The following is a 16415-nucleotide window of genomic DNA, read 5'->3' on the forward strand; positions in this document are numbered from 1 at the left end:
TAACTTTGAAAAGGAATTGAATTTAGTAAAAAATATCAAAAAAATTGCACGAGATGTATTAATAAATGAATCTCTGGCAATCCAACAACTCACCAATTTTATCGACGACAATTTTGAAGCCTGCGTGAAAGAAATTTATTCCGCAAAAGGCCGTGTTGTCATTACAGGCGTTGGCAAAAGCGCCATTGTAGCCAATAAAATTGTTGCCACGCTAAACTCTACGGGAACCCCTGCGCTCTTCATGCACGCAGCTGATGCGATACATGGCGATCTTGGAATGATACAATCGGAAGACATTGTGATCTGTATCTCTAAAAGCGGCAACACGCCGGAGATCAAAGTGCTGGTCCCGTTACTCAAACGTAGAGGATCAAAGCTTGTTGCCTTGGTGAGCAATGTAAATTCATATCTTGGTCAACAAGCCGATTTCATTTTAAATGCAACGATTGCAGAAGAAGCTTGTCCCAACAATCTCGCACCGACCACGAGCACCACAGCCCACATGGCGTTGGGTGATGCGCTTGCCATTTGTCTCCTTGATCTTCGTAATTTTACGAGCCGCGATTTTGCCGAATACCATCCCGGTGGTTCGCTGGGCAAACAATTGTATTTGAAAGTATCCGATATCTATCTTCATAACGAGCTACCGCTCGTGGGCCCCGACGCGCCGCTGAAGGACGTAATCATCGAAATTTCGTCCAAAAGACTTGGTTGCACGGCCGTTGTGGACAACGACAAAAATTTGCTGGGCATCATCACGGATGGCGATTTGCGACGGATGCTGGAGAAAAGCACCAGCCTGCAAGACGTTAAGGCCCGTGACATTATGACACGCTCACCTAAAAAAATTGAAAAAGATGAATTTGCGGCCAAAGCCTTACATGACATGCAGGAAGCCGGCATCACACAGTTGGTGGTCATGGACGGCGAAAAAATAGCCGGATTTGTTCATTTACACGATCTTTTAAAAGAAGGAATTGTGTAAAATACATGAAAAGACTTTCAAAAGATTCTGCGACTAGCGTTTTTTGCAAAACCTATTACATCTCATTAACTAAATGAACCATAACTTATTCGTAGTGCTGATGGCCGGCGGCGTGGGCGTACGCTTCTGGCCTTACAGCCGAAATTCCAAACCCAAGCAATTTCTGGATGTATTAGGCACAGGGAAGACCCTTCTTCAATCTACTTTCGACCGCTTTGTTCCACTCTGTCCGATAGAGAATATCTACGTTGTCACGCATGAAGAACATGCCGCATTGGTGCGGGAGCAACTCCCGCAATTAAGCGACGACCAAATCCTGGCCGAGCCCATGCGCAAGAACACCGCCCCTTGCATTGCCTATGCCAGCTATAAGATCGCGTTAAAGAACGAAAATGCCGTGATCGTGGTAACGCCCTCCGATCACCTGATCATGATGGAGGAAGTGTTCCAGGATGTCATCAAAAAAGCTGCCGATATGGCCCAGGGCCAGGACAAGCTCATGACGCTGGGCATCACCCCCACCCGCCCGGAGACCGGCTATGGCTATATTCAATATCACACCGAAAAGAGCTTCGCCAAAAAAGTGAAGACCTTCACGGAGAAGCCGGAATTGTCGCTGGCCAAAAAATTCCTGGAGAGCGGCGACTTCGTATGGAACTCGGGCGTGTTCATCTGGGGCGCCAAGGCCATCACCACCGCCTTCCACCAATACCTTCCCGAAATGGCCGAAGTGTTTGACGAGATCCGCCCGAAGTTGGGCACACCGGAAGAAAAGGAAGCCATCCTGGGCGCGTATTCCCAATGTAAAAACGTGTCTATCGACTACGGCATCATGGAGAAGGCCAAGAACGTATACGTATGCCTGGGCAACTTCACATGGTCCGACTTAGGGTCGTGGGCTTCCATCCACGAGATCTCGGCGAAGGACGAAAACAACAACGTCATCAACGCCAACGCGCATACCTACGACACCCGCAACTGTATCATCAAAGGATCGCCCGACAAGCTCATCGTTGTGCAGGGCCTCAACGGCTACCTGATCGGTGAATTCGGGAATGTGATCATTGTGGTGGAGAAAGATAAGGAAGAGCAGTTCCGGAAGTTCGTCAACGACATCAAGGCGAAACCAAACGCGCAGGATTACATTTAAATCTGAGTACATCCAACGTCGGCCTACCTCATAGGCTAGCCTGGGGTGGAGGACTTACGGTAGTCGCCCATCCCAGGCTTACGGATATTCAATCGATCTCTCTATTTTTTATCGGGCCTGATGCGCGCGTCGCGATTCACGATTTCCCATGCCGTGTAGAAAATACATTGCACGCGTTTCGTGAGGAGATCGAACTCGATCTTGTCCACGTCGTCGCTGGGCTGGTGATAATCTTCGTGGATGCCATCGAAGTAGAAGATCACCGGGATGTTATTCTTGGCAAAGTTCCAATGATCGGAGCGGTAGTAGAGCCGGTCGGGGTGGTTCACGTCGTTGTAGGTGTAGTCGAATACCAGGTTGAGATATGCCTTATTGGTCGCTTCGCTCAGTGTATTGAGTTCGGTGGAGAGTTTATCGGCGCCGATCACATAGAGGTAGGGCGGACTGTTCTTATGTTGGGGATCTTTCCGGCCGATCATGTCAATGTTGAGATCGACTACTGTATTGGCGAGGGGAAACACCGGGTGTTGCGTGTAGTAGTCCGATCCGAATAATCCTTTTTCTTCCCCGGTCACGGTCATGAACAAAATGCTGCGGCGCGGGCCGTGGCCTTCCTTCTTTGCTTCCGAAAAAATTCTGGCCAGTTCCATCACGGCTACGGTTCCCGAGCCATCGTCGTCAGCACCGTTGTTGATGCGGTCGCCGGTACCTGTCGTTTTCACACCCACGTGGTCGAAGTGGGCGGTGATCACCACGACTTCTTCTTTTTTGTCGGTGCCTTCCAGATAGCCCAGCACATTTTCGGTTTTCACCGTTTCGATGTCGGTGGAAACTTTAAAGGTGATCTCGGAGGGCTTGATCTTTTTGATGGCGTTCTTCTCGGGCGCGGCGGCAGCAGCCTTCTTAAGCTTCTCTATCGTCAAGCCAAACAGCTTGTCGACGATCTGGGGTGATACAATGAACAGCCCAACCCTGGGGTTTTCTTCCGATGCCGGCTTGGAAAGCGTGAGGCTTCCTTTGCTGAAATTTTTGAACTGGTTTGACAGGGTCGCGAAATCCTCTTTCGTCTTGGTGTTGCTGACTAGGATCACTTTGGCGCCCTTGGCCCGCGCCAGGGACACTCCCCGGTTGCCGGTGAGCCATTCGTTTTCGGTGAGCAAGAGCACGGCCTTGTCCTTCACGTCTACCTGGTTGAAGTCGGCCTCCGTGGCATTGCCCACAAACACCAACGGCAGCGTCACTTCACCGCCACTGTTGCCCAAGCCATAGTGCGCGATATCTTTAAAATTGTCGTACCGGTCTTTGCCGATCTTGATATAGGTCTCACCGGGTGTGGTGGCATAGAGGCTGATGGGTTGCTGATAGCCTCCATTTACCGGGCCCGCCAGGCCAATGTCTTCAAAGTGTGCCTGGATGAAGGCGGCGGCCATCTTCTGACCCCGCTTTCCGGTTTCCCGGCCTTCCATGAAGTCGGAGGCCAGGATGGTCAGGTTTTCCTTGAGGGCTGCCGTGCTGATGGCATTCCCAAACTTCTGAGCAACCGAATCCTGCGCCGACACCCGGAATGTGCCGGCAATCAATGCAAAACCTAACAAGAGCTTGAATTTCCTCTTCATTACTATAGTCTTTTGTAAACAGGGGGTCAAGATGCGTCCGTTTGGGGAAACCGGCAAATGGCATTATGGGAATGGTGCCACCACAAACCTTTGCTACGGCCGGGGTAGGAATCTTTTTTTCCAGATAGAAAAGCCGCTGTTAATTGTGTAATTACTGAATTACCTTTGTGCTCAAATTGTTATTGGTATTCCTGTATAAAACTCATTAACCTATTGAAAATCATAGTTCCATGAAAATAGACTCACTGTATACAGAAAAATTTGAAAGCCGGCACATTGGGCCCGACACGCGCCAGGTGGAAGAGATGTTAAAGGTGATCAAGGCACCTTCCATCGACGCCCTGATCGACCAAACCATTCCCGCAGGCATCCGATTGAAAAAACCGTTGTCGCTGGCGCCGGCCAAGTCTGAATACCAGTTTTTGCAGGAGTTCAAAGCCATAGCTTCCAAAAACAAAGTCTATAAATCCTATATCGGCATGGGGTATTACAATACCATCACGCCGGGCGTTATCCTGCGCAACATCCTTGAAAATCCGGGATGGTATACCGCCTACACGCCCTACCAGGCAGAGATTGCCCAAGGCCGGTTGGAGGCGCTGATCAACTATCAAACCATGATCATCGACCTGACGGGCATGCAGATCGCCAATGCCTCGCTGCTCGACGAAGGCACCGCCGCAGCCGAAGCCATGCACCTCATGCTGGCATCGCGCAAAGCATCGCGTAAAAATGCGAACCGCTTCTTTGTTGACCAGCACACCTTCCCCCAAACCATCGATGTGTTGAGAACTCGCGCTACGCCCATCGGCGTGGAGTTGGTTGTGGGTGATGTGAATACGCTGGACATCTCCGACCCTTCCCTGTTTGCTGTCTATATTCAAAACCCGGCCGACAACGGCGCGGTGAAAGATTACACCGCCTTCATTCAATCGGCTCACGAAAAAGAGATCTTTGTCGTGGTCGGTTCCGATCTCATGAGCTTGCTGCTGATGAAATCGCCCGGCGAAATGGGTGCCGATGTCGTGGTGGGTTCCAGCCAACGGTTTGGCGTACCCATGGGATTTGGTGGTCCGCACGCCGCCTTCTTTGCTACCAAAGACGAATTCAAACGGCAGATGCCCGGTCGCATCATCGGCGCTTCCATCGACGCTTCGGGGAATCCCGGCTACCGCATGGCACTGCAAACCCGCGAGCAACACATTCGCCGCGAAAAGGCAACGTCCAATATTTGTACCGCACAAGTGCTCTTGTCGGTCATGGCCGGTATGTATGCCGTGTATCACGGACCCGACGGCTTGCGCAAGATCGCTTCCCGCATTCATGGTCTGACCAAATCCCTTGACACCGGCTTGAAAGCGCTGGGCGTCAAACAGGAAAATGAACATTTCTTCGATACGTTAAAGGTCGCCGTAGCCGATGCCAAAGCTGTGAAGCAGGAAGCCGAGAAGCGCGGTGTCAACTTCCGCTACTTCGCCGACAACCACGTGGGCATTTCCTTTGACGAAACCTCGGTGGCCGCCGATGTCCATACCATTTTGGAGATCTTCGCCTCAGCCCAATCCAAGAAGACCTCGGTCGTCTCGGTGAATGGCCAGGAGATGAGCTGGCCCACATCGTTGGTGCGGAAGTCGGCTTATCTTACCCACCCGGTGTTTAACATGCACCACTCCGAACACGAAATGCTGCGCTACATCAAGCGCCTTGAAAATAAAGATCTCTCTATGGTGCACTCCATGATCTCTTTGGGATCGTGCACCATGAAGCTGAACGCTACGGCGGAGATGATCCCCGTAACCTGGCCTGAACTGGGCAACATCCATCCCTTCGCACCGGCCGACCAAACCCTGGGCTACCAGGAAATGATCGGCAGCCTCGAAGATTCATTGAAAGAGATCACGGGCTTCACGGGTGTTTCGCTCCAACCCAACAGCGGCGCGCAAGGCGAATATGCTGGGTTGATGGTGATCCGCGCCTATCACGTAGACCGCGGCGAAGGACATCGCAACATTTCACTGATCCCTGCATCCGCGCACGGCACCAACCCTGCCAGCGCCGTGATGGCGGGTATGGAGGTCGTTGTGGTGAAGTCGGACGAAGAAGGAAAAATTGATGTCGCCGATCTGAAAGCAAAGGCTGCTCAATATAAAGACAAGCTGTCGTGTCTCATGGTAACCTATCCGTCGACACACGGTGTGTTTGAAGAGGCCATTACGGAGATCTGTGAAACCATTCACCAACATGGCGGACTGGTCTACATGGACGGTGCCAACATGAATGCGCAAGTTGGTCTCACCTCGCCGGCCAATATCGGCGCCGACGTTTGTCACTTGAACCTGCACAAAACATTCTGTATCCCGCACGGTGGCGGTGGTCCTGGCATGGGTCCCATCTGTTGCAACGACAAGCTGAAACCTTATCTGCCCGGCCACGCCGTGGTGAAGACCGGAGGCGAAAAAGCAATTCACGCAGTTTCCGCCGCACCCTGGGGCAGTGCTAGCATTCTCACGATCTCCTATGCGTACATCGCCATGATGGGTGCAGAAGGACTGACGAACGCTACGAAATACGCCATCCTCAACGCCAACTATATCAAGGCCCGCCTGGAAAGCGAATACAAGATCTTGTATACCGGCACCAACGGCCGTTGCGCGCACGAGATGATCGTTGATTGCCGCGACTTCAAAAAAGCCGGCATCGAAGTAGAGGACATTGCCAAGCGTCTGATGGACTATGGTTTCCACGCTCCCACCGTGTCTTTCCCGGTAGCCGGAACGTTGATGATCGAGCCCACAGAAAGCGAACCGAAAGAAGAGCTGGATCGCTTTGTGGATGCGCTCATCCAAATCCGCAAAGAGATCCGCGAGGTGGAAGAAGGCAAAGCCGACAAAGACAATAACGTGTTGAAGCACGCGCCGCATACCGCAGCCGTTATCACGGCCGACGAGTGGACCCGTCCTTACAGCCGTCAAAAAGCCGCCTACCCGCTGCCGTATGTGAAAGATGCGAAGTTCTGGCCCAGCGTGAGCCGCGTAGACAATGCCTATGGCGATCGCAACCTCGTTTGCAGCTGTCTGCCGATGGAAGAATACGAAAAGAAAGAAGAGACTGTGGGCGCCTAAGCCTGAACGGAATAAAAATAAAAAAGCCGGTTGAATATCAAGCGGCTTTTTTATTTTCTGATCGTCTGATCATTTCGACGACACTTCTCCGGCCATCCGCTTCTGCATTTCGCGTTCCTTTCTCACCAGCTCCTCCTGCGTGGCCTGCAGCTCTTCCATGTTCTGCCGCATCTCCTCTTCGCGTTGGCGCATTTGTTCTTCGTTGATGTGGGCCTGCTCCAACAGGTTTTTCATCTTGAAGGTGGTTTGCGAATTCAGGATGGCCGAGGCCAGGAACTCGCCGGCTTTTTTCAGAAACAAGATGTGATGTTCCTCGAAGTCGCTGAACGCGGCCATCTCCAGAATGGCTACCGTCGTGATGTCATATTTCAAGGGCACAATGACCAGGTGGCGTGGTGTGGCGTCGCCGAGGCCCGATGTGATGGTGGTGTAGCCCAACGGGATGTCTTTCAGCTGAATAGTATCGCCTTCGAGGAAGGCTTGACCGACAAGACCGTTGCCAATGTCGACTCTTTTCTCCATCCATTTCTTTTTGTCGAAAGCAAAACAGGCTTTCAATTCCAGGTAGGTGTCGCCTTCTTCGCCTTCCAGCACGAACAGGCTACCCTGTTGCGCGTTGAGGTATTTCACTAAATAAGACACACATTTGTCGGCCAGCAGGGTGTTGTCGTGCTGGTTGTTGCGCACCAGTTCGGAAAAGCTGGCGAGGCCTTCGTTCATCCAGTTGCGCTTGTCGTCTTCCTGCTTTAATTTTTTCAATTGCTCCCGCATCTGTAAGAGATTCCCGGCGAGCGTGTCCGCGTTCAGGGCGCTGTTCTTTTCATTTAGACCCTCCCAGTTCACGTCGTAGTTTCCATTGGTCATGCTTTTGATGAACTCGGAAGCCATGCGCACGTTGCGGATAGACGCATCGTTGATGGCCTGGGCGGATGAGTCGTCTTTTTCACCGGAGTTGAAAACATAGTTCCGGTTGTTTTCTTCGACCTCCAGCAACAAAGCGTGACGCGCCTCGCGTTCTTTCCTGACACGTTTCACAAAGAGTACGAGTATGGGCAACGCCAGGATGACAATGGAGAGCTGCAGCCCCAGGTTGCTACGCATGGCCGCATCGTAGTTGGAGATGGCTTTTTGATTAAGATCATTTTCAAAGGCGAGCAAGGGCTTGGAAACTTCGTCGTATTTTTTCCATACGCCGTATCCCCGGTCTTCGCTCAGCATCGCCACAAAGGTGCGCATGCTGTCGATGCGGGCGTTCTCCACCATTTGCTTGCTGAACGTGATGTAGTTGTCGACCTCTCGCTTCACTTCATCCAGTTTACCGGCGTCGTTGTATTCTTGTTTTTTCAAAAGTGAATCCAGTTGCCGGAAGATACCCGGACTGGTCGTGACCGCCTCGTTAAACGGACGCAGCATGGCTTGATCCTTGGTCAGGCCAAAACCGCGCACACCAAGGTCGAGACCGTGCATGACACTGCTGAGGATCTGCTGTGTACGCTGGGTCACCAGCACAGTTTCTTTTTGCTGGGCGATGTTTTGTTGAATGATGTTGTTGTTGTGGAAGGCGAGGATTGTGCTGGCCGCCAGGGCCACCCCGATGATGAGGATAATCCAGTTGTCGGTAAAAAATTTTTTCATGGTTTAGGATGCAACGGCAATTGCGAAGAAAAAATATAAAAACCTGCGCAGGCGAACAACGAATCGGCTAAATAAATGTTTATCACACACTTCAAATTGCATTCCCCGGTTGTTGACAAAAAAGTTTAAACACCCCGAATGCAGTTGCATGGGGTTGGATTTTAGTTGCAGAACAAACTAAAATGCCGGACACCGGGGGACGAACGGGGATCAGCCAAAGCGTATCTTTAGCACTATCTTCACTAACGCGTTCACCCTATGCGCTATACCCTTCTTGGATTTCTCTTGCTTGGAGCGTTTTCGAACCGTGCGCAATTCGGCAATCCCAACCTGCAAAGTATGGTGGATGCAGAGCGGGCCTTTATCGCCATGGCCAAAGAACAAAATACGCGGGATGCTTTCTTATTCTTTCTCAGCGACGACGCCGTGACCGCCGGACCTGAGGGGCCGCGCACCGGAAAAGAAACCATCCGGACCCAGCCGGTTTCCGAAGGATGGCTGCATTGGGAGGTGGCTTACTGCGACATCGCGGCTTCCGGGGATATGGGGTATAACACCGGGCCTTGGGAATTTCGTGCACAGAAAACCGATGACAAACCGGTGGCGTATGGTGAGTTCCATTCCATATGGAAGAAGCAAGCGGACGGTTCCTGGAAAAATATTCTGGACATTGGCGTGCGGCATGGCGCGCCCATGGAAAGACAAAGCCTGACTACGTCTCAAATGCCCCTGACGGTTAGCAAACATTCATCTGTTTCGATTCTTGATTTGGATAAAAAATTTATAACCGCCTATGAGAAAAAAGGTGATGCAGCCTACAATACGTTTGCATCAAAAGAGATCCGCTTTGCACGTGAAGGGGAGTTGCCGATTGTTTCGAAAGAAAATTGGGGCGCATATTTAAAGAAAAGTTCATTCAAGATGAGCGATGTGAAGGTGATGGGGGGTGGTGTGGCTGGATCGAACGATTTGGGGTATGCGTATGGTAGCGGTGACGTTGGGGTGGTGGTGGAAGGTAAGGAGGTGGTTAGGAAAGGGACTTATTTGCGGGTTTGGAAGAAGGAGGATGATAAGGTATGGAGGATTGTGTTGGATGTGGTGGCGTGTCATTGAGAAAGGGAGTGTTTAGGTTTCGAGAATCTGGAGATGAAAGGGGTGTCGATGGAGGCAGGTGAGCGAAAATGTTGTTGGTGGGATGACACGAATAAAGTAGCAAGGGAACTCAAATAATGGGAGCGGTGGCTGAAAAATTTTGGGATATGAAGAACACCAACAACGGCAGGGGTTGGCCATAAACAACGGGATGGGTATCTGAAAACTGTGGGGGCGATAGGTAGCAACTAAAAGGTTAATCGGTGCGGGAACAAGCGCATCACCACAGCATCAACCACAGTCGGCATGAAATAAAAAATGGATAACCTTCTTGGGGTTATCCATTCTATTTTTGGGGGTGCGTTATTTTAATTCAATCCGTATTTATCCATCAGGTATACTAATGCGGTCATGGAGGCGGCACCTAGTTCGAGTTCACGGCGGCTCACTTTGTCGATGGTGTCTTCCTGGGTGTGGTGGTAGTCGAAGTAGCGTTGGGAGTCGGGGAGGAATTCGAGGACGGGGACGCCCATAGGTTGAAGCGGGCTGATGTCGGCGCCGCCTCCTTCCTGTGAGAAGTCGGTGAGGCCGTAGGGTTCGAGCAGGGGTTTCCAGCTTCGGATCTTGGCTTTTACGGGGTCTGTTGCTGTCATGGTGAAACCCCGGGGCGTGAAGCCTCCGCGGTCTGACTCGATGGCGGCAATGTGTTTTTCTTTTTTGAGGCCTGCTTGCTTAGCATATTCTATGCCGCCGCGCAAACCGTTCTCTTCGTTCATGAACATCACGGCGCGGATGGTGCGTTTGGGTTTGATGCCGAGAATTTTGAAGAGGCGGAGCACTTCCATGGCTTGCACACAGCCTGCGCCATCGTCGTGAGCGCCTTGGGCAAGATCCCAGGAATCCAGGTGGCCGCCTACTACGATGATCTCTTCAGGGTATTCGGAACCTTTGATCTCGCCGATCACATTAAAAGAAGGCGCATCCGGAAGGGTTTCGCAATGCGTCTCGAAATAAAATTGTACATCCTTCTCTTCCTTTAGCAACTTGCTGAGGCGATCGGCGTGGTTGGTGCTGATGGCAATGGCCGGAAGCTTCGGGATGTTTGGCGCATAGCGCAGGCCGCCGGTGTGCGGATAGTCTTCCGGGTTCAAGCCCATCGACCGCACAATGACGCCGATTGCTCCATATTTTGCAGCTTCCGATGGTCCATAGCCACGCTGCTCAACGGCACCGCCATACGCTGCAAAGGCATCGACCGACTTCACGTCCATGGGGCGGTTGAAGAATACGATCTTTCCTTTCAGGTATCGCTCACCCAGTTGTTTCAGTTCATCAAAGCTTTTCACCTCTACCACCGTTCCGGAAACGCCGGCAGGTCCGGTGCCTACCGAACTGCCTAAAGCACACACGTTTACTTCGATAGGACCCGATTTTTTGGTGTTCAGGATCCGGCCGATCTCTTTTTGGCCACGGACCCAATGGGGCACCATCACGGGCTGGAGCCACACAGAGTCGGACACACTTTCCAGTTCATGACGGCTCCATTCCACTCCGGCCGCGGCGCCCGGCGAGCCGCTCAGGCGTGCGCCTACTTCCGTGGTGAGATAGTGTAGCCAGGCATAACTCTTGCCGTCTACCAAAGCCTTGTCGAAAATTTGTTTGATGGCGGATTCATCTTGGGTTTGTCCCTGCGCCATCAGGGTAATGAGCGTAAAAACGAATAGCAGGTTTCTTTTCATGCGGATGTTTCTTGGAGCGAAGATATTATAATTTATCAGTTGATGACTTGTGCGGTCTTCAGAATATACATGTGATGGTCGGGGTCCTTGTCGTTTAGCATCAACGTGCCTTCCATGACGATGGGTTTAGTAGAGAATTTTATTTTTTCTGCCGACTCCACTTCCACCACTGTTTCCGGACCTGCGGCGCCACAAAAATAACAGAGACTGAACGGCAATGCCGACAGCATGAACTTGGATTGGCTGCCCACTTCAGCCAACGGAATGATGTAGCCTTTTATCCGGATTTTCTTTCCCTGGAAGGTCTTCAAATGCTTGCTGAAAAGCGGCACCTCCACGTCGAAGCCGTTCGCATCCTTTTTGGTCTGATAGCCAACCTCGGCCAGCGTGTTCCAGAAATTGTCCTGGGCGATGGCCACACCGGTGACGGTCATAAAAAGAAGAACAAGGAATTTCATGCCGTTCAAAATAAGGTCAACGCCCTGATTTATAAAAACCAGCCGCCACCGGAGAACGAATTAGTTTTCACAATCGTTTGAAATTAAAGCTGAATAGGAGAATTTTGACCCGACCCCTCTTCTGCTTTGTAACAAAACCCGTGTGGTATGGCATTTCTTTTTGATTCTTTTGAAGGCTGGAAAACCTATAGCGACACCCAAAAAATGTCGCTGGTAGACGTGGTCCTGGAGTATGAGGCCACCCAAAAAAGCCACACGCCCGACGACACAAAGAAAGGCTTGTTAAGGGCGTGGGAAGTCATGAAAGATGCTGTGCATACCGGCCTGGAGGAAGATATGACCTCGCGGTCGGGCATGATCAATAACGGCGCAAAGAAAGTATACCGCTATCCCAAAGCTGTGTTGTCCAAGGAATTTCAACAGCTTATCGCGCGGGCGCTGGCGGCAAAAGAAGTAAACTCGTGCATGGGGCGTGTCGTGGCGGCTCCCACGGCCGGCGCCAGCGGCATCATGCCGGGTGTGCTCTACACCTTGCAGGAGATCCATCAAATTCCCGATGAGAAAATTATTGAGGCCATGCTCATCGCGGCAGGCATCGCCCTGATCATGGAACAAAAAGCTTCCATTGCCGGAGCTGTCGGAGGATGTCAGGCCGAAACGGGCACCGCCGCCGCTATGGGTGCGGGTGCCATTGTGTATTGTCTCGATGGAAATACCGACCAGATCTTTACCGGCGTAGCCATCACGGTGCAGTGCATGTTAGGATTGGTGTGCGACCCGGTGGCGGGACTTGTCGAGATCCCGTGCGTGGTGCGCAACGCCAGCGCTGCTGCTATCGCCAACAGTTCGGCACAGATCGCACTGGCCGATGTGAGCAGTGTTATCCCGGTGGATGAAGTGATCGAAGCAATGGGTGAAATTGGTGCCAGCATGGAAACGCGCTACAAAGAAACAGCCCTGGGCGGACTGGCCGCCACAAAGACCGGACAAGCTATCGCACGAAAAGTGTTGATACGAGACATCGAAATCCTTCCCGACGAACAGATTCCATCATGAGGTATCCGATCGGGTCTTTAATGGATTCAATCAGGTCGTGCACTTTGTCGCCAAAGAAATAGATGGCGATGCTGAAGATCACCGACCACAGTGCAGCGCTCACAAACATGTAGACAATGATCTTTTCCTTTGGACTCCCCGAGCTCACGGCCAGCAACGTTCCGCCGATCGGTGTCAGAATGATCGGCGTCAATGCCGCCACGCCAAACAATCCATATTTTTTCCAGATGCCGGCAAACTTCCGGTTGCTGGTGGAGAATTTCTTCCGTTTCGCAAAAAGCTTCTTGAATACTTTTTCCCTCAGCCAATTGCCAAAATAGGTAATGACCAACACCATGGTCATCATGCCGGCCACGGTCGATAAAATAGTGGTAACAATATTGAGGCGCACGCCATATCCGCCAAGAGGACCGAGGATAAATTTTAGCATGCTGGCAAAGTAAACCGGTATGGCCTTCAGTATCTCATCCCACATAGCGCGCGTAGCTGTAGATTTCTGGTATCGTCTCGATCATAGTTTCTCGCCAAAGCTCAAGTCGCCGGCATCGCCCAAACCCGGCACGATATAGAACCGGTCGTTCAGGTTGTCGTCGACGGCGCATGTCCAGAGGGAATGGGGGATGTCAACATTTTCGTTAACAAACTGTATTCCTTCCGGCACACTCACCAGCGAGGCTACGTAAAGATGGGAAGGTTTTCCGTTCTTCGCCAAAGCATTTACCGATTGCACGATCGATTTTCCCGTGGCCAGCATGGGATCCACCAGGATCACCTCGCGTTGCGCCAGCGATGGGGTGGCCAGGTATTCCAGGTTGATCACAATTTCCGTGTGCCCTTCCTGGCGGTAGGCGCCAATGAAGCCAGCGTCGGACTGATCAAAGAAATCGAGAAAGCCCTGAAAGTAAGGCAGGCCCGCCCGCATGATGGCAATTATCACCGGGGGCTCGGGCATCAGGTTCACGACCGAGGTGCCCAACGGCGTTTCTATGGGTGTGTTGCGATAATGCATGTGGCGCGAGATCTCATAGGCCATGATCTGACCCAGCCGGTGGGCATTCTTGCGAAAGCGGAGCCGGTCTTTCTGAACCTGCCGGTCACGCAGCTCGGCCACGAAATGATTGGCGATGGAATTGTGTTCACTTAAATTAAAAAGCATAAGGCTCCTTTTTTCTAACGAAAATTTAGAATAAAGTTGCGTTACTAACTAATCCTCCTCCGTAGCCCCTCACGCGCCTATGAAGCTCCTGAAACAACTTTGCGAAATACATGCACCTTCCGGAAATGAAGTCGGCATGACGAAGTTTTTATTGTCTTATATCGCAAAAGAAAAAAAGAAGTGGAAGGTGAAGCCCGAAGTCTTCTCGGGCGATGAATTTCAGGATTGCATCCTGCTCAAGTTCGGCGAACCCCGCACAGCCATCTTCGCACACATCGACAGCATCGGCTTCACCGTGCGCTATTTCAACCAACTCCTGCCCATTGGCAGTCCGGATGCAGAGATGGGCACGCGGTTAGTGGGAGAAGATTCGCATGGCCCCATCGAATGTGAACTGGAATTTGACAAAGACAATCATGCCTTTTATAAATTCGGAAGACAGATCGACCGGGGCACGGACCTCACCTACAAAATCAATTTCCGTGAGACAAAGGAGTTTATTCAATCGCCCTATCTCGACAACCGGCTTGGTGTGTACAACGCATTAAAGGTTGCCGAGACATTAAAGGATGGTGTGATCGTCTTCAGTTGTTGGGAAGAACACGGTGGCGGCTCGGTGCCTTACCTGGCAAAATTCATGTACGAGAACTGGAATGTGAGCCAGGCCCTGGTGAGCGACATCACCTGGGTATCCGATGGTGTGGAACACGGCAAGGGCGTGGCCATCTCGATGCGCGACCGCAACCTCCCCCGCCGCAGTTTTGTGGACCGCATCATCGCCATCGCCAAAAAAAGAAAAATAGATCACCAACTGGAGGTAGAAGGCATGGGCTCCAGCGATGGACGCGAACTTCAAACCTCACCGTACCCCATCGATTGGTGTTTTGTAGGCGCACCCGAGAAAGACGCCCACTCGCCTCATGAAAAAGTGCACAAACACGACATCGATACCATGATCAAATTGTATACGGTATTAATGAAAGATTTGTAACTTTATTTTCGTCAGGGAGAGACCCAGCTCATGACGTTGTCTAATGATAAAGCATACTGCTATGATGTTGCGCATAAGTCTATTGGTATTTGTTCTCCTCGGGGCCGACGAATCTTTCCAACTGAAACTGTCACGCGCCGCCATTGCGATCACACGCGATGCGGTCGAATACGACCCCACCTATTTCAGCATACCTTATCCCAACGGTGATGTGCCGGCCAACAAGGGTGTCTGCACCGACGTGGTGATCCGTGCCTATCGCAAGCTGGGCATCGATCTGCAAAAAGAAGTTCACCTCGACATGAAGGACAACTTCAAACTTTACCCCCAACGCTGGGGGCTGAAACACACCGACACCAACATCGACCACCGCCGGGTGCCAAACCTCATGACATTTTTTAAGCGTCACGGTGAGGAACTAAAAAAATCCAAAGACCCAAAAGACTATGAAGCGGGTGACATCGTGACCTGGGATCTCGGCGGAGGACTGGGCCACATCGGCATCGTCACCACGCAGCGCTCCGGGGATCGTTTGCGTCCCCTCATGGCACACAACATTGGGAGAGGACAAGAGCTGTCGGATTGTCTTTTCGATTACGTCATCACTGGCCACTATCGCTACCGGCCCGGAGAAGTTGCTCACTAAATATTTTCTCTGACACCGTGGCAGCATTCGCATGCGTCACCGGTGTGTGTTCGTTCACCACGTCGTATCGATTTGTCCGCTAAGCAACCCCTGGCCACGCACATGCAACACGTTGATTTTTTTATGCTTTGCCGGACGCTCAAAATCAGCTATTCAAAAATGTATTCTCTTCAAATTCTAAGATTCTGTTATTTTTGCAGTCCCTTAGCGGGGAAGTCATTATGCAGATCAAGGATTTAGAGTTCAAGCCGTTCATCAGCAAAGCAAAAATTCAGTACCAGGTGAAAGCCCTGGCGGAGACCATCAATGCGGACTATGCAGGGAAAACACCCGTATTCCTGCCCATTCTCAACGGTTCGTTCATCTTTGCATCAGACCTCATTAAACAAATCGAAGTGCCCTGCAAGGTTTCTTTTGTGAAGATCTCTTCCTACGTAGGCACCGCCAGCTCGGGGCAGATGAAGACCCTGATCGGCCTGGAAGAAAGTTTATTTAACCAGGATATTATTATTGTAGAAGATATTGTAGACACCGGCCTCACGTTGCAAAAGATCGTAGAGGAATTGAAAAGCCTGGGCACAAAATCCGTGGAAGTGGTGGCCCTCCTGCGCAAGCAACCGGCCCGTGAAAAAATGATTGACGTGAAATACGTTGGCTTCGAGATCGAGAACGAGTTCGTGCTGGGCTATGGGCTCGACTACGACGGACTCGGCCGCAACCTCAAGGACGTATACAAGGCCGGTTAAATTTCATATTCGCCCATGCGTAA

General features: G+C 51.4%; 14 protein-coding genes. 8 read left to right on the forward strand and 6 right to left on the reverse strand.

Annotated elements, in window-relative coordinates; genetic code table 11:
* Positions 1–16 precede the first annotated feature (16 nt).
* Together D4L85_RS06290 and D4L85_RS06295 are read left to right on the forward strand one after the other, a co-directional pair.
* Positions 17–985, forward strand: coding sequence for a KpsF/GutQ family sugar-phosphate isomerase (locus tag D4L85_RS06290; RefSeq protein ID WP_119753501.1), 969 nt, complete (start codon positions 17–19; stop codon positions 983–985).
* Between the two features lie 73 nt (positions 986–1058).
* Positions 1059–2135 carry a mannose-1-phosphate guanylyltransferase gene (locus D4L85_RS06295; RefSeq protein ID WP_119753502.1) on the forward strand — a complete coding sequence of 359 codons (1077 nt, stop codon included), beginning with the start codon at positions 1059–1061 and terminating at the stop codon, positions 2133–2135.
* A 101-nt stretch (positions 2136–2236) separates the two neighbouring features.
* Here D4L85_RS06295 and D4L85_RS06300 read toward each other — a convergent pair whose 3' ends face one another.
* A complete protein-coding gene (locus D4L85_RS06300) occupies positions 2237–3751 on the reverse strand; it encodes a M28 family peptidase (RefSeq protein ID WP_119753503.1) in 1515 nt (504 codons plus the stop codon).
* 230 nt (positions 3752–3981) lie between these two features.
* On the opposite strand from D4L85_RS06300, the gene gcvP reads away from it, so the two are divergent.
* A complete protein-coding gene (gene gcvP, locus D4L85_RS06305) occupies positions 3982–6873 on the forward strand; it encodes an aminomethyl-transferring glycine dehydrogenase (protein ID WP_119753504.1) in 2892 nt (963 codons plus the stop codon).
* Positions 6874–6942: 69 nt separating this feature from the next.
* Here the strand turns inward: gcvP and D4L85_RS06310 are convergent, their stop codons facing one another.
* Positions 6943–8508 carry a GAF domain-containing protein gene (locus D4L85_RS06310; protein ID WP_119753505.1) on the reverse strand — a complete coding sequence of 522 codons (1566 nt, stop codon included), beginning with the start codon at positions 8506–8508 and terminating at the stop codon, positions 6943–6945.
* A 258-nt stretch (positions 8509–8766) separates the two neighbouring features.
* On the opposite strand from D4L85_RS06310, the gene D4L85_RS06315 reads away from it, so the two are divergent.
* Positions 8767–9621, forward strand: coding sequence for a nuclear transport factor 2 family protein (locus tag D4L85_RS06315; protein ID WP_119753506.1), 855 nt, complete (start codon positions 8767–8769; stop codon positions 9619–9621).
* Positions 9622–9968: 347 nt separating this feature from the next.
* Here D4L85_RS06315 and D4L85_RS06320 read toward each other — a convergent pair whose 3' ends face one another.
* Positions 9969–11339 (reverse strand): M20/M25/M40 family metallo-hydrolase, encoded by a 1371-nt coding sequence (locus tag D4L85_RS06320; RefSeq protein ID WP_119753507.1) that lies wholly within the window; start codon positions 11337–11339, stop codon positions 9969–9971.
* 35 nt (positions 11340–11374) lie between these two features.
* Complete coding sequence (locus D4L85_RS06325; protein ID WP_119753508.1) at positions 11375–11797, reverse strand: DUF3299 domain-containing protein; 423 nt, start codon at positions 11795–11797, stop codon at positions 11375–11377.
* Positions 11798–11944: 147 nt separating this feature from the next.
* Here D4L85_RS06325 and sdaAA point away from each other — a divergent pair, with 147 nt between their 5' ends.
* Positions 11945–12853, forward strand: coding sequence for an L-serine ammonia-lyase, iron-sulfur-dependent, subunit alpha (sdaAA, locus tag D4L85_RS06330; protein WP_119753509.1), 909 nt, complete (start codon positions 11945–11947; stop codon positions 12851–12853).
* Here the strand turns inward: sdaAA and D4L85_RS06335 are convergent.
* Together D4L85_RS06335 and upp are read right to left on the reverse strand one after the other, a co-directional pair.
* Complete coding sequence (locus D4L85_RS06335; RefSeq protein ID WP_119753510.1) at positions 12789–13283, reverse strand: hypothetical protein; 495 nt, start codon at positions 13281–13283, stop codon at positions 12789–12791. The two genes, sdaAA and D4L85_RS06335, sit on opposite strands and share 65 nt — an antisense overlap.
* A gap of 81 nt (positions 13284–13364) precedes the next feature.
* Positions 13365–14009 (reverse strand): uracil phosphoribosyltransferase, encoded by a 645-nt coding sequence (upp, locus tag D4L85_RS06340; protein WP_119753511.1) that lies wholly within the window; start codon positions 14007–14009, stop codon positions 13365–13367.
* A 79-nt stretch (positions 14010–14088) separates the two neighbouring features.
* On the opposite strand from upp, the gene D4L85_RS06345 reads away from it, so the two are divergent.
* The 3 genes from D4L85_RS06345 to hpt all read left to right on the forward strand — a co-directional run bounded on the left by D4L85_RS06345 (position 14089) and on the right by hpt (position 16392).
* Positions 14089–15000 carry a M20/M25/M40 family metallo-hydrolase gene (locus D4L85_RS06345; protein WP_119753512.1) on the forward strand — a complete coding sequence of 304 codons (912 nt, stop codon included), beginning with the start codon at positions 14089–14091 and terminating at the stop codon, positions 14998–15000.
* Positions 15001–15061: 61 nt separating this feature from the next.
* Positions 15062–15646: a DUF1287 domain-containing protein gene (locus tag D4L85_RS06350; RefSeq protein WP_119753513.1), complete on the forward strand. Its 585-nt coding sequence runs from the start codon at positions 15062–15064 to the stop codon at positions 15644–15646.
* Between the two features lie 221 nt (positions 15647–15867).
* The gene (gene hpt / locus D4L85_RS06355) at positions 15868–16392 is read left to right on the forward strand and encodes a hypoxanthine phosphoribosyltransferase (protein WP_119753514.1); all 525 of its coding nucleotides are present in this window, start codon (positions 15868–15870) and stop codon (positions 16390–16392) included.
* Positions 16393–16415 lie beyond the last annotated feature (23 nt).

It is taken from the genome of Chryseolinea soli (assembly GCF_003589925.1).
Taxonomy (GTDB): Bacteria; Bacteroidota; Bacteroidia; order Cytophagales; family Cyclobacteriaceae; genus Chryseolinea; species Chryseolinea soli.